General features: G+C 55.2%; 13 protein-coding genes. 7 read left to right on the top strand and 6 right to left on the bottom strand.

Going from position 1 to position 13470, the window contains the following annotated elements; translation table 11 throughout:
* Window positions 1-165: 165 nt before the first annotated feature.
* The 3 genes from BEQ56_02095 (at window position 166) to BEQ56_02085 (ending at window position 2991) form a co-directional block, all read left to right on the top strand.
* Complete coding sequence (locus tag BEQ56_02095; protein AOH42378.1) at window positions 166-900, top strand: hypothetical protein; 735 nt, start codon at window positions 166-168, stop codon at window positions 898-900.
* Window positions 901-1071: 171 nt separating this feature from the next.
* Window positions 1072-1365: a hypothetical protein gene (locus BEQ56_02090; GenBank protein AOH42377.1), complete on the top strand. Its 294-nt coding sequence runs from the start codon at window positions 1072-1074 to the stop codon at window positions 1363-1365.
* Window positions 1366-1419: 54 nt separating this feature from the next.
* Entirely contained in the window at window positions 1420-2991 is a 1572-nt protein-coding gene (locus BEQ56_02085; protein AOH42376.1) for a hypothetical protein, read from the top strand.
* A 305-nt stretch (window positions 2992-3296) separates the two neighbouring features.
* On the opposite strand, the gene BEQ56_02080 is transcribed toward BEQ56_02085, so the two are convergent.
* Window positions 3297-4403 (bottom strand): hypothetical protein, encoded by a 1107-nt coding sequence (locus BEQ56_02080; protein ID AOH42375.1) that lies wholly within the window; start codon window positions 4401-4403, stop codon window positions 3297-3299.
* 347 nt (window positions 4404-4750) lie between these two features.
* On the opposite strand from BEQ56_02080, the gene BEQ56_02075 reads away from it, so the two are divergent.
* Entirely contained in the window at window positions 4751-4960 is a 210-nt protein-coding gene (locus BEQ56_02075) for a cold-shock protein (protein ID AOH42374.1), read from the top strand.
* A 128-nt stretch (window positions 4961-5088) separates the two neighbouring features.
* Here BEQ56_02075 and BEQ56_02070 read toward each other — a convergent pair whose 3' ends face one another.
* The 5 genes from BEQ56_02070 to BEQ56_02050 all read right to left on the bottom strand — a co-directional run bounded on the left by BEQ56_02070 (window position 5089) and on the right by BEQ56_02050 (window position 10610).
* Window positions 5089-5961 carry a dolichol monophosphate mannose synthase gene (locus BEQ56_02070; GenBank protein ID AOH42373.1) on the bottom strand — a complete coding sequence of 291 codons (873 nt, stop codon included), beginning with the start codon at window positions 5959-5961 and terminating at the stop codon, window positions 5089-5091.
* Between the two features lie 94 nt (window positions 5962-6055).
* Complete coding sequence (locus BEQ56_02065; protein ID AOH42372.1) at window positions 6056-7045, bottom strand: hypothetical protein; 990 nt, start codon at window positions 7043-7045, stop codon at window positions 6056-6058.
* Window positions 7046-7051: 6 nt separating this feature from the next.
* Window positions 7052-8041 (bottom strand): hypothetical protein, encoded by a 990-nt coding sequence (locus tag BEQ56_02060; GenBank protein AOH42371.1) that lies wholly within the window; start codon window positions 8039-8041, stop codon window positions 7052-7054.
* Between the two features lie 16 nt (window positions 8042-8057).
* A complete protein-coding gene (locus tag BEQ56_02055; GenBank protein ID AOH42370.1) occupies window positions 8058-9548 on the bottom strand; it encodes a lipase in 1491 nt (496 codons plus the stop codon).
* Window positions 9549-9626: 78 nt separating this feature from the next.
* Entirely contained in the window at window positions 9627-10610 is a 984-nt protein-coding gene (locus BEQ56_02050; GenBank protein AOH42369.1) for a hypothetical protein, read from the bottom strand.
* A 1257-nt stretch (window positions 10611-11867) separates the two neighbouring features.
* Between BEQ56_02050 and BEQ56_02045 the strand changes: the two genes are divergently transcribed.
* The 3 genes from BEQ56_02045 to BEQ56_02035 all read left to right on the top strand — a co-directional run bounded on the left by BEQ56_02045 (window position 11868) and on the right by BEQ56_02035 (window position 13453).
* Window positions 11868-12110: a hypothetical protein gene (locus tag BEQ56_02045; protein ID AOH42368.1), complete on the top strand. Its 243-nt coding sequence runs from the start codon at window positions 11868-11870 to the stop codon at window positions 12108-12110.
* A 78-nt stretch (window positions 12111-12188) separates the two neighbouring features.
* Window positions 12189-12380, top strand: coding sequence for a hypothetical protein (locus tag BEQ56_02040; GenBank protein AOH42367.1), 192 nt, complete (start codon window positions 12189-12191; stop codon window positions 12378-12380).
* Window positions 12381-12427: 47 nt separating this feature from the next.
* A complete protein-coding gene (locus BEQ56_02035; protein ID AOH42366.1) occupies window positions 12428-13453 on the top strand; it encodes a hypothetical protein in 1026 nt (341 codons plus the stop codon).
* Window positions 13454-13470: the final 17 nt, after the last annotated feature.

Genomic DNA, 13470 nt, shown 5'->3' with positions numbered 1-13470 from the left:
CCGGCCATCCGGGAACTTTTTTCGCGCGGATTTCGTATTTTGAATAGAACTTTCTGTCATCCGGCGAACGCGGGGAACGGGATCTGAGTATAAAACTTGCACGAGTTAATCCATGATCCGAACCGGTCATCGGGCGGAAATCTATCAGAAAGGAGAGAAATTCTTATGACTAAGCGTTTTTTCGTTTTATTGATGCTCCTGGTATCTGTCAGTCTCATGACGGCGGGGATCGTCTCCGCGCAGAACTACTGGAACAATCCCTGGAACAATCTCCCGAGCAATACCGGGAACCCTTTCGTTAATACTTCGCCGATGTACCCCGGAACGGTTCAGGCGCCGGCGAGCTGCCAGCCCAACTGCTACGGGTGGCAGAACTGCACCGTACCGTCCTACTGCTATTCGGCGAACTGCGCGTCGTTCGTCGCCGACCTGACGATTCCGGACGGATCCTACGTCGCGCCGGGCACTTCGTTTACGAAAACCTGGCGCCTTCGCAACAATGGGACGACCGTCTGGACGACGAATTATAAGGTGATCTTTTCCGGCGGGACGCAGATGGGCGCGCCAAGCTGGTTCGCGCTTCCGCACGCAGTCGCGCCCGGCCAGACGGTCGATATCACCGTCACACTGACCGCGCCGTCGGCCTCGGGTTCATACCGCGCGAATTTCAAGCTTCAGGCGGAAAACGGCCAGACCTTCGGCGTCGGATCGAACTGCGCCGTCGCGTTTTACGCCGATATCCGGACCTACGCCGTCTCGCAGCCGTTGTACCCGGATTATTCCTGCGGCTGGTACCCGTATGATCCATACTGCGGCTGGTATTACGGCCCATACTGGAACTGGTCGGATCCATATTGGAACTGGGGAAACGGCTGGCAGGACTTCACGCCCTGGTGGTAAAACCGTCTTCGTTGGAAGAAACGTATGAAACGAGCGTGCCGCAAATCGAATTTTATGAGGAAGAGAGTGTCCCAAAAGTCGGAATCTCTAAATTTTCAGTGTGAATATTGTCCAAGTGTTCTTCTGATTGGAGAATAGCCGCCGCTTTTGCGAATGGCGCAGAAAACAGAGATGAAAACAGGGGCAATTGGCGTGGAAACCGGGGAAAACCCCGGTTTCCACAAAAAAATACCCAAAGTCAAGTGCATTGAGGTCCCCTCCTGGCCTAGCGCGCAGCGAGAGACCTTTGGCCGAACGGGGGTCATTCGATATACTGACGATCAAGAAGGTGAATTTTATTATAACAAACTTCGTTTTGAGACAGCCTCTTCAACGTTCTTTCCGTTCGCACCGGCCCATGCGCCGCTGAATGGGATCCACCCGGCGCGCCAATCCGGCGCATTTCTTGCACGATACCGAATGTGATAGAGCGAAAAGATTCGGACGGCTCATGGGCCCGACGAAATCAGGAGGTTGAGAATGAAACGCATGCGTCGTTTTTGGATAACAGCAGTCTTAACGCTGATTCTGACGCTGACGATCAGCGCGGCAGCCGAAGCCGCGCCGGGCCGTCAATCGGATTGGTTCGTCCCGTTCGGCGAGCTGGGGAAAAAGCCGCCGGTAACCTGGGGCTCCTGGTATGGGACCGGATACGGGCCCGGGTGCGCGTTCAACGCATGTATCCGCGCGGAATTCGTCCGTGACGTCACGATTCCCGACGGATCGTTTATCAGCCCGGGGAAAGCGTTCACGAAAACCTGGCGAATCCGTAACGCGGGAAGCTGTACCTGGACGACGGATTTCGCGCTCGTTTACGTTTCCGGAACCGCGCTGGGTTCGGTTCAGGCGGTCCGCCTTCCGCATGCCGTCGCACCCGGAAAGTACGTTGATATCTCCGTGAGCATGGTCGCCCCAATGAGCGCGGGCGCGTTCAAATCGAATTGGATGCTGCGCTCGGCGAACGGTCAGCTCTTCGGCGTCGGCTGCAGCGGGCAGGTTCCGGTCTGGGCAAGTATTATAACGGCGACGGCGTATACGTCCTGTTCCGGCTGCTGCAATCCGGTCGCCGTTCAGCCGAACTGCCTCCCCATCTGCCAGACGGCCTGCCAGCCGGTGCAGCCGGCGTATTCTTACGGGTACGGGTCCGCGCAGAAACAGCCCTACGGGACAGGCCTGACTGTTCCGCAGGGAAACACGCGGAATCCGTACTGCAACAATAAGATCCGCTCGATCAACGACCTGACCATTCCGGACGGGACGAAATTAGCGCCGAACGAAATTTTCCGGAAAACCTGGTCGTTTAAGAACGGCGGGACCTGTATCTGGGACCAGGGATATACGCTGATTTTCACCGGTGGGGACGCGATGGGCGGAAAACGCATGGTCAATCTCCCGCGAACGGTCTATCCGGGAGAACGCGTCGAAATCAGTATCGATCTTCAGGCGCCGTCGATCCCGGGCCGCTACCGCGGCTATTACATGGTTCAGGACAGCCTCGGCTACACGTTCGGGTACGGCTCTTACGCGAACAGCGCGTTCTGGGTCGATATCGTCGTTCAGGGCGGAACGGCGTCGAAATCTGACGCGACGGTCCTGATCGAAGACGAGCCCGGGCCGCTCGCCACTTCGGGGCTTGTCTCTTCCGTGCTCGAGGCAGGCGCTGGCGAAGCGATCGAAGCGCCGCTGCTGATGGAAGAGACGGACGCGAAAACGGTCATAGTCGGGGCCCCGGGTGAGAACGCCTGCGGCGATCAGCATTCCGAAATCAACCTCATCGCCCCGGATGTCTACGAAGTCAACTGGTACCTGACGAACACGGGGACGAGCGCCTGGAACCCGGCTGCGTACGCGATCGTGAATCTGGAAAACAGTCCCAACGTCGAGTCGGTAGCCGCCGATATCGCGCTGCAGCCGACCGCGCCGGGCGAAGAAACGCGCGTCTCGTTTACGGTAAACGTCAAAGACCCCGCTTCAACGGAACCGATCTGGTCAAAATTCCGGCTGGAAAATAACGGCGCGCCGTTCTGCGAGGTGTATTTTCCGCTGCGGTAGGGAAAGAGGTAAAACGAACCGCCGTCCTCCCTCGAGAGAACGGCGGTTTTTTTTATGGGGGGATTCGCAGGCTATTCCGCTTTGTCGCAGACATCCCGGGAAAAATCTGCCCGCGTTTCAACCTGCAAAAAATTTTCGTCCCGCAAGCGGGATTTCCTCCCCGGCCCCTCCCTTCCGGTCGGGCCTGTCCCGCCTTCGCGGGACGGATGTGAAGAGGCCGGAGGGCAGATGCGCCCGCAAAGTAAATAGATCTAATTTTCTATTATCAGACGCAAAGCGAGGCGTTCTCCCGCGCCCCGGATCTATTACGGCGTCATTTTAAGCCGGAGAGCGGGACGGACTGCGTACCCGTAGTAGCCGACATTGAAACCGCGGAAGTCGAGCGAGCCGCCGGAAGCGACCCCCGCAGCGCCAAAACCATTGTAGCCCGGCGAACGAAGCCACCACCACACCGTTCCCGTCTTTTCCCTAACCCAAACGTTTCTCGCGATCGCGTACTCCGTCGGAAAGGCCCGCCGGTCCTCGTCGTCTTCAAAATATCTCTCCGCTTCTCCTAAGCTCAGCAGGAATATCCGGTCCTCCGTATCCTCCCCGCCCTCCGTCCCATATTCCGGATTATCCGCGTTCTCCACCTCCGTCAGCGCGATCCGTCCCTTCTCTTCTTCATTAAACGCCGTATCGTAAAATTCTCCGTTCAGCCATTCCCGCAGCGTACATTCCGCCCACGTTACCGATTCGTAATCCTCGTTGTACGCTCTCGCGTCCAGCGCGTATTCGCTGACTGCCAGCGCGCTCCCGTCACTCACCTCCAGCACCCGCCACTCGATCGGCTCCGGTCCGTTCGAGAGCTTATTATCCTGCTCGTATGATCCGAACGTGATCCGGTCTCCTGTTTTCAGGTTCACGTACGGGTTCCGGGCTTCGGCCGTTTCCGTCGACGCCGCCCTGAGCCCCGCCAAAACGGTCTGCGGCTCGCCCAGCCCGGCTTCAATCGTCTTCGCTGCCTCCGCCGTCCCGACCGCCGTCCCCGCGCGCTGCGTCGCCGCCATCCGGATCCCGATCGCCGCGGCGAAGATCGCCAGCGCCGCGAAAATCGCGTACCCCCATCGTTTCTTTCGCTCCGGCGGAATGGCCGACGCTCCGGCCGCCGCGGCGTCCGGAGCTTTACCCGCTGACCGCTCTCCCCCGGCCGGCTCCGCTCCCGCGACGCCGGCGCGGACCTTCTGAAGATCCGTCCTGCCGAAGCGGATCGAGCTGTCCGTTCCCGGTCCGCTCCTGAGCTCCGTCCGGATCTCTCCTGTCGTTGTCGTTCCCGACGGCTTCGCCGGCCGTCCCGCCACCGCCATGCCGCCGCGCCCGATCTCCCGCTCGATTTCGTACCGCCCGATCGTTTTGATACTCCCGTCCGTCATCCTTCCGCTCCTTTTGCTCTGAATTCGTTAAATTTGGAATTTTCCCCGGGAATTCCGGGAAGGTAACCTTAATCATATCAAACTTTTTCGGAATTTTTCTGTTAATTCACTGTGAATTTACCCAATCGGCCCGCCGTGGAATTCCATCCAGTTTTCCCCGAAAAACTTGTCAAAACCGGAAATTGTGATATAGTATTAACTGTTCGTAAGAAGATTGCAGGAACGAGGACCGTTTTCGGAAATTTTCTTGAAGGCGGTTTTTTTATGGCTATCTTCTTGATTCAGTGAGATGGCAGCATCTCAATATTCAGTAGCCCCCGACAGGGGTTTTTAGGAGATTTTCTGAAATGAGTGAAAAAGTAAAAGGTACAGTCAAGTGGTTCAATGAATCAAAAGGTTACGGTTTCCTTTCCCAGCCCGAAGGCGACGATATTTTCGTCCATTACACCGCGATTCAGGGAACCGGTTTTCGCACGTTGAAGGAAGGCAGCGAAGTTGAATTCGTCGTCGAAAACGGTCCGAAGGGCCTTCAGGCCAGCAACGTCACCGTCCTCTGAGCCGCGTCAATACCCAAAGAGGACTTGGAGCGGAAGCTTCCAAATCTGTACTTAGGTAGATTAATTATGAAAGCCTCGTGAAAAAAAATTCACGAGGCTTTTTTCAATCCCGCGGCCGTTCCCGTCGCTTACATTTTCCCAATCACGTACCGAGAGAACAGCAATGCGTTTTTCGCGTCCGCGTCCATCTTCGCCTCGTCGGCGTTATCCGACAAATCGCGCCAGACTTTAATTTCGCTCCCGATCGTCCCCCCCTGCTTCACGAACGGCTCCATCACCACGTCGCCGTCGAATCCAATCTTCGCCAGAGCGTCCCCGATTTCGCGCCAGGGCATCCGTCCCTTGCCCGGAACCTTGCGGTTCGTCTCGCCCGTATGCAGCCGGCGCAGCCTTGCGCCCGCCGTGACGATCGCGTCATAAAACGAATCCTCTTCGATATTCATGTGGAACGTATCCAGCAGCAGCTTCACGTTCGGAAGGCCGACCTCTTCACAGAAAGCGACCCCCTCCGCCGCCGTATTCAGCAGGTACCCCTCGAACCGATTCAAGCATTCCAGACAATAATCGACGCCGCAGTCCGCCGCGACCTTCCCGATATCGCGAACGTTCCGGACCCCGATTTCCCAGTCGCGCTTTTTATCGATCGGCTTCGAGTAATCAACCGGCCAGTAGCTGTTCAGTCCGCCGCCGATCGACCGGATTTCCATCTTTTCCAACCGTTTCAGCAGATCGGTAAAATACGCTTTCGCATTTTTGACAATCGCCGGATCGGGAGACGAAAGGTTCTGGTCCGCGGTCGGGCCATACCCCGCCGTCAGGATAATACCATGGTCCTTCGCTATGTCGCGGAGCCGGTACAGCTCCTCGTCCGAGAGACCCGGAAGCGGGGCGCAGCTGATCTCCAGAATATCGAACCCCAAGCCCGCTACCTTCTTAATATATTTCTCGTACGATACTTTCCATTCCTTTTCCCAAAACGCAAAATAAATACCGAATTTCATCTTTTATCTCCGTAAAGTCTTTTATAAATCCGCCATCCTTTTAAAAACGCCCGGTCTTCAACGTGAAACCGCCGCGCCGGGCCCGACCCGCCGCTCAATGACGCCGGCTTTCGCTGTAACGCCGATAGGCGATCACGGCAATCAGCAGCACGCCCCACAGCGCCAGCGTGATGAACTGCGTAACGCCAAGCAGGTTCAGCCCGCTCGTCAGCAGCTGCAGGATAAACAACGCCAGCGTCAATCCGATCACGCGGCCGAAACCCCCGTTCGGGTCGGTCCCGCCGAGAACAGAAATCAGGATCGTCAGCAGCAGCAACGACGAGCCGGAGCGCGCGTTCGCGGAATTGAACCGCGCCAGCATGATCATCCCGGCGATCCCGCAGAGAATCCCCGACAGGATATACGCCTTGACGATCGCTTTCCGCGTATCGATCGCCGAGAACTGCGTCACCGTTTCGCTCGACCCGATCATGTACAGCGTCCGCCCGAACGGGCGCCGGATCAGGATCACCGCGACCACGGCCAGCGCCAGGATCATCGTCAGCAGCGGCAGCGGGACTCCGAAGACCTTAGCGTAGTTATACTCAACGAAAATATCGGGCATTCCGGAAATCACGAAGCCCTTCGTGATCGTCAGCGTAACCCCTTCGTAGAGGAGCATCGTCCCCAGCGTCGCCAGCATCGGCGGCAGCCCGACGTACGCGATCAGCGCGCCATTGATCCAGCCCAAAAATACAGACAGGAGCAACCCGACCGCCAACGTAACGAGAACGATCAGGACGATCATTCCCGATCCCATCCCGTCGCTCGCCCAGTTCGTCATCATCAACGCCATCGTCACGCCGACGAGATTCGCGCTGCTGATAATCGACAGGTTAATCCCGTTGGTAATCATGACGACCATCGTCGCAAGCGACAATAGCCCCAGCTCGGGAATCTGCGACGCGAACGCGTTCAGATTTCCTTTAGAAAGGAACTTACCGGACGTCGCCAGCGTCATCAGCAAAATTACCGCAAGAAGAATAAACGGGAGCGAGGCGATATCGGGATTTTTCTGACTCCAGTCGCGCAATTTATCTATCATGTCAGCTTATCCTTTCTTTAACGCCCGCCGCGCGTGCGCGGCCGTAACCGCCATGCTGGCGATCAGAATCGCGCCGGTGAAAACCTGGTGCCAGTAGGCTGGAACGCGCATGATCGTCAGCGCGTTCGACAGGACCGCCATAATAACGACCCCCATGACCGTCCCGAAAACCGATCCGGATCCGCCGAAGATACTCGCCCCGCCGAGGACGACCGCCGCGATCGTATAAAATTCGTTCCCGATCAGCGTATTCGGAGCGACCGTCTGCGTCACCATCGTATGAACCAGACCCGCCAGCCCGGAACAGAAGCCCAGGAACCCGTACGCGAAGACCTGATACTTCAGGATATCGATCCCGGCGCGCCGCGCCGCTTCAATATTCCCGCCCATCGCGTAAAGCCGCCGTCCATGGACCGTCTTCTTCAAAATAAAATCGCCGAGAATCGCGACCGCGAACCAGATCACGGTCAGAACCGACAGTCCATACAGGACGCCGTTGCGGTTCTCCGCCGAGATAACCAGCTTCAATGGGAACTCGTTGAACCATTTCGGGAAATTCGAAAGCCAGCGTCCGTCGGTAATAAATTGCAGGATGCCGAACAGGATATTCTGAACCGCGATCGTAATAATCAACGGCGGCGCGTTCAGCTTCTGAATCATATACGCGTTCAGGCTCGCCAGGATGACGCCGGTCAGCGGCGGAATGATCACGACGAAAATCCAGGGCGCCTCCGGGGCCCGGATCATGACCGTCCCCGCAATATACTGCCCGACGGTCGCAACCGCCGCGAACGAAACGTCCAGCCCGCCGCAAATCAGGACAAACAGGAAGCCGATCGCGAAAATCCCTGAATACGCCGAGCTCCGCAGGATCGTCAGAAAATTTTCAGCGCTCAGGAAATTCGGATTGATCGCGGTCACGACGGCGATCATCACGACCAGGAGGTATACCAGGAACGCGTTGCTGCTGGTAAGGAATGATTTTGCTTTTGACATGAGCCCCTTCCTCCGCCTACGCCAGGTTGAATTTTTCAAGCAGTTCCGAAGCCGAGTTCTCGTCCGGCGTCAGCTCATGCACGATCTTACCGTTTTCCATGACCAGAACGCGATGGCAGTTCGATAAGACTTCGAGGATCTCATCAGAAATCAGGATAATTCCCATGCCCTCCTTCGCCAGACGCTTGATCAGCTCATAAATACTGTTCTTCGCGTAAACGTCGATCCCGACCGTCGGCTCGTCCAGGATCAGGAGCCGCGGCCGCGTCGCCAGCCATTTCGCCAGAACGCCTTTCTGCTGGTTCCCGCCGGATAACGTTCGCATCGGCGCATCCAGCGAAGATATCTTCATCAATAAATCCCTGACCATTTTTTCCGACTCGGACCGCCGCTTCGTCAGGTTCATCAGCCCGAATCGATCGAGGAACTGTTCGAAAACCGTAACCGTCAGATTCTCAAGAATCGGCTGATCGAGAATAACGCCCTGAGAAAGACGATCCTCGGGGACATACGCGATATGAAGCTTCTGCGCCTGAACGTTCGTTCGGATCTCTGTCTTTTTACCGTCGATCCAGATTTCGCCGGAGTCCGGCGGATTCATTCCGAAAATCGAAAGCGCGAGCTCGGTCCGCCCCGAGCCGAGAAGGCCGGTGATCCCGAGGATTTCGCCTTTACGGAGCTGGATCGAAACGTCTTCGAAGTCGTTCGCCTTCGTCAGGTTCTTCGTCTCCAGAATCAGGGCGGCGTTCGGGTCGACCGGGTCCGGCGCCTCCGTCTTGAACGTCTTCCCGGTCATCAGGTACACAAGCTTGTCGTCGTCGAGTTCAGACGGGGGATACGCGCCGATGATCTCGCCGTCGCGGATCACGGTCACGCGTTCGGCGATTTCAAAAATCTCGTTCATCTTATGACTCACGAACATCGTCGTCACGCCGCGAGCCTGAAGCCGGCGAATCGCCGCAAACAGCGCGTTAACCTCCTTCCGCGTCAACGACGCCGTCGGCTCGTCCAGGATCAGCAGCTTCAACTCCCCGACCAGCGCCCGCGTAATTTCGACGAGCTGCTGTTCCGCGATGGAAAGCGACCCGACGAGCCGATCCGGATCCATTTTCAGCCCGATAATCTCCATCGCGGCTTTCGCCCGTTTTTCGACCGCGCGCCAATCGACAATCGGCGATTTCGTTTCGCCGTAAAGCTGAAAAGCGATATTCTCCTGAATCGATAAATTCGGAAATAAAGCGAGATCCTGATAAATAACGCGGATCCCCTGCTGAATCGACTCCTGAACGCTCAACGACGCGAACGACTTTCCGTCGATGACAATCTCGCCGCCCGGTTCCGGCCGATTCACGCCGGACAGGACCTTAATCAGCGTTGATTTTCCGGAACCGTTGCCGCCGACAAGACAATGAATCTCGCCTTTTTCGAGGGAGAAATCCACATTCTTCAAAGCCTGGACGCCGATATAATTTTTGCAGATATTCTTCATTGTGATGTAATTTGCCACGGTTTCCCTCCCCCGTACCAGAGACGAAAAAAAGAGACGGATCCCCTCTCGGAAGGATCCATCTCTTTCCGCATCAAGTCAGAACCCGAACGAATCCGCGTTCTCGACCGTAACCTCGGAATCCGCATGGAACGTAATGATCCCGTCTTCAATCATCGGTTCTCCGTATTCCGGGAGCTCCGTCAGCTCTTCAAGCTTCTTACCCTGGAGAATCTGTTCGACGATATAAGCCGAATCGAGACCGATGCGATACGGATTGCCGATATAGTTCGCGGCCATCGATTTATCCTCGAGATACGCCTTGGCTTCCGACGGCGTCGTGCAGCCGATCACATAGAATTTTCCAATCAGATTCTTCTCGCGAACCGCCTGGCTCGCGCCGATCCCGCCCAAACTTCCGATCGTGATCAGGCCTTTCATGTCCGGATACGCCGTGCTCAATTCAAGCAGCTTATCATGAGCGACCTGAACGTTCTCGCCGCCTTCGACGCGGGTCGTCACCTGATACATATCCGGATATTTCTCTTCCTGATATTTGACCATCGCGTCGGCGCGGTTGTTATGACCCTCGACCGTCAGGCCGCCGACCATAATCGCGTAACCGCCCTCGGTCCCCATATTTTTAGCCAGCAGCTCGATAACGTCCTTGCCCTCCTGATCCAGAAGCAGGAATTCAATATCAAGATCGGCGTTTTTAACCGTCGGCGCTTCCTGCGTAATCATCAGGATCCCCGCCTCTTTCCCCTTCCGGAGGAGCGGTTCGAGCGTCGCGGTATCGTTCGGGACGACGACTATCGCGTCCGGCGATTTCGCGATCGCGTCCTCAAGCATACGCGCCTGCGCCGCCGGGTCCGCGTCCGTCGCGCCCATCGTCGTAACGTTCAGCGTACCGTCCTTCTCGCCATAGTCAACGAACCCTTTTTCCATCGTCGTAAACCAGGGAATCCCGATCAGCTTCGGAACAAAAATAATCTCATACGGATCAGCGGCAAACGCGGGAACGATCGCGGCCAGCGCCATCGCCAGAACGACAAAAACCAAAACAAAACGAACTTTCTTCATAATTTCTCCTCTTTTATTTTTTAGCCTGTCCACTTTTACAAGTTAATAAACACAAACGTATAGTATGGTTCGAAAAAGCACCTCCTGCATAACGATGGATGAAAACGTTTTCATATTATGGATAACAAAAAACCGCTCACGTTACGGTTGTAATGATAAGGACAGATTTTTGGATTGTCAAGCTTTTTCAGGCCTCCGCGCTAAGGCCGAAATTCCTTATAGAAAGCTCCCTTTTTTGGCTCAATTCCACACGATTTCTACCCTGCGCGGCCGCCCGCTGGCGCTTCACAGCGGAAAGAACATGACGTTCGTCATATCAATTCAGGCAATTCAGCAGTGTCCTCCGCAGCCAGCCCGACCGCCTGCCGCTTTTGCGCTGACAGAACGGCGGGTACCGATTTATGACGGCTCTGTCAGATCTTACCAGCGCGCCACATGCCTGTTTCAAATTTCCATGGAATTTTAAGGAAGTTTCTTCGGGTTGATTATATTCTTAAAGAAGTGATAAAATGGGGCGGACGCTTTTCCTTTTGATGTCAACGGCAAGACTTGGTCGGAAACAGCGTCAAACCCTTCCTGAAACAGGACGTCATACAGCTAATTCAACGCTAAAGGCGCTCCGAACATACTTCCTGATATGGAACGGGAGCTAAGACCCTTTCGATCCTTCTGACGCCCCAAAGTCAAACGATGAACCGACCCATGATCCCCCGTCTCCGCCGACCGTCATCAGTTTGACCGCGCCCATATCATAGCGCACATACAGGTGATTGCGAACCATTTCCTGCCATTCCAAGGTTGAAACATCGATTGCGGCAAGCGTCAGCTTATCTTCTAACCGCTTTCTGTTTCCGGATAACCAGACTTTGCCCGTATACGCGATCGCTGTCCATATTTCCGCTTGCTTTTCCCCGCCGTGTCCTTTTGCAAACGAATGAACACGCCGTTTGATCCGCCATATAACACTTCCGCTTCGATTCTCTCCTGTTTTGCCGTATAAAAGGTTAGGGCGCTTTCGACGCTGGGGAAGAAAGAACCGATGGAGATTGATCGGGAAATTGCGGCGGAAATCAGGACTGAAATTTCGGACGGGGCATCGGCAACATGCCGAACGCAGTCGGCTGATGCCTGCTGATTCCGGTTTGACCGATTTAGGGGTCCATTCGAAAAATGTATGTCGATAGTTTGATAGAATTAACATTAGCGGGAAAGATCAACGGAAGAAGAAAAACGACCGACCCAGGAAAGCAGGTTTATATGTTTGCCGCCGGTTCGGATGAACCCTATTCGTTTATCAATAATAACCCGGAGCTGATGATTGCGCCGGTCGATTATGCCAACGATCCGTACGTTATCGCTCAAAACGATCAGTTTATCTCGATCAATAACGCGATCAAGATCGATTTATTCGGTCAGGTTAACGCTGAATCGATGGCCGGACGCCAGATCAGCGGCCCGGGTGGTCAGCTCGATTTTGTAATCGGCGCGAGTCATTCGTGAAACGGGAAGAGTTTTATTTGCCTCTCTTCGACTGATTGCGATAAATCCGGGCGGATTCATTCCCAAATCGTGCCGATATTGCGGCTGGGATCGATTGTGACCGATACGCGAACGGCAGTTCACTATGTCGTTACGGAATATGGGAAAGCGAAGTTGAAAGGACTGAGTCCATGGGGACGCGCCGAAGCGTTAATTTCGATCAGTTATCCGGACTTTCGGGAGGAATTAGTTCGCGCGGCGGAAAAATTCGAAGTCTGGCGGAAGCGCTAATAGAGAAATGCGTTCTTATCTAATCGTGAAATGAATTGAGGTGTTTTATGAAAGCTTTAGTTTTAACGGGACCACGAAAATTGGAAATTCGGGATCTGCCGAATCCGGTTCCCGGTCCGGACGAAGTTGTCGTCGACGTGAAGGCTTGCGGTGTCTGCGGAACGGATATTCATCTGTTCGAAGGGCAGGGCGGCGCGTTCGCGAACGAATACCCGCTGATTATGGGGCATGAATACGCCGGGATCGTTTCCGCTGCCGGCGAGAATGTCCGTCATGTTTCAATCGGCGATCATGTCAGTATCGATCCCAATCTTTATTGCGGCGTTTGCGAACCCTGCCGCGAAGGCAGCGTTCATTTCTGCGAGCGGATGACTGGATACGGAACGACGAAACCGGGCGGTTTCGCTGAAAAATCGCTTGTGAACGCGCGTGCGGTATATAAGGTTCCCGATTCTCTGCCGTTTGAGGTCGCAGCGATGATGGAGCCTGTTTCGTGTTGTTTGCATGGGATAGACCGTTCCGGTATTCAGCCGGGATCCGTTGTTTTAGTGATCGGAGCGGGTTCAATAGGACAAATGATGCTGATGCTGGCGTTGAAAGCCGGCGCGGCAAAGGTCGTCGTTTTTGAACTGGATGCCGCTAAACGGGAAAAAGCCGTTTCGTCAGGCGCCGCCGCGGCGTACGGGACGGACGAAGCGTCGTTAGCCAATTATCGGAAAGACCATCCGGAACCGGTATCGAGCGTCATCGAGTGCGTGGGGAAAAAGGTCACAATGGAATTGGCGCTGCGGCTGGCTTCCCGACAGGCGACGATTATGCTTTTTGGTTTAGCGCCGCAAGGAGAACGCATGGATATATTCCCGTTCGACGATTTGTTTAAAAAAGAGCTGACGTTAACCGCGTCGTTTATTAATCCGTTTGTCGCCAGCCGGGTGATTCGTTTGTTGCAAGCTGACGCGATTAATATGGATCAGGTTATTACGGATCGGATCCCGTTATCCGAAAGCGTAAAAATTTTTACGGATTCTTCCTATCGAAAACGGGGAAAAATTATTGTGACCCCGGGCGTATAGCCGAGAGCAGGGCGCTT

It is taken from the genome of Anaerolineaceae bacterium oral taxon 439, from assembly GCA_001717545.1.
Classification (GTDB): Bacteria; Chloroflexota; Anaerolineae; order Anaerolineales; family Anaerolineaceae; genus Flexilinea.
Note: the sequence above shows the minus strand (reverse complement) of the source record. Positions and strands in the feature narration are given on the sequence as shown.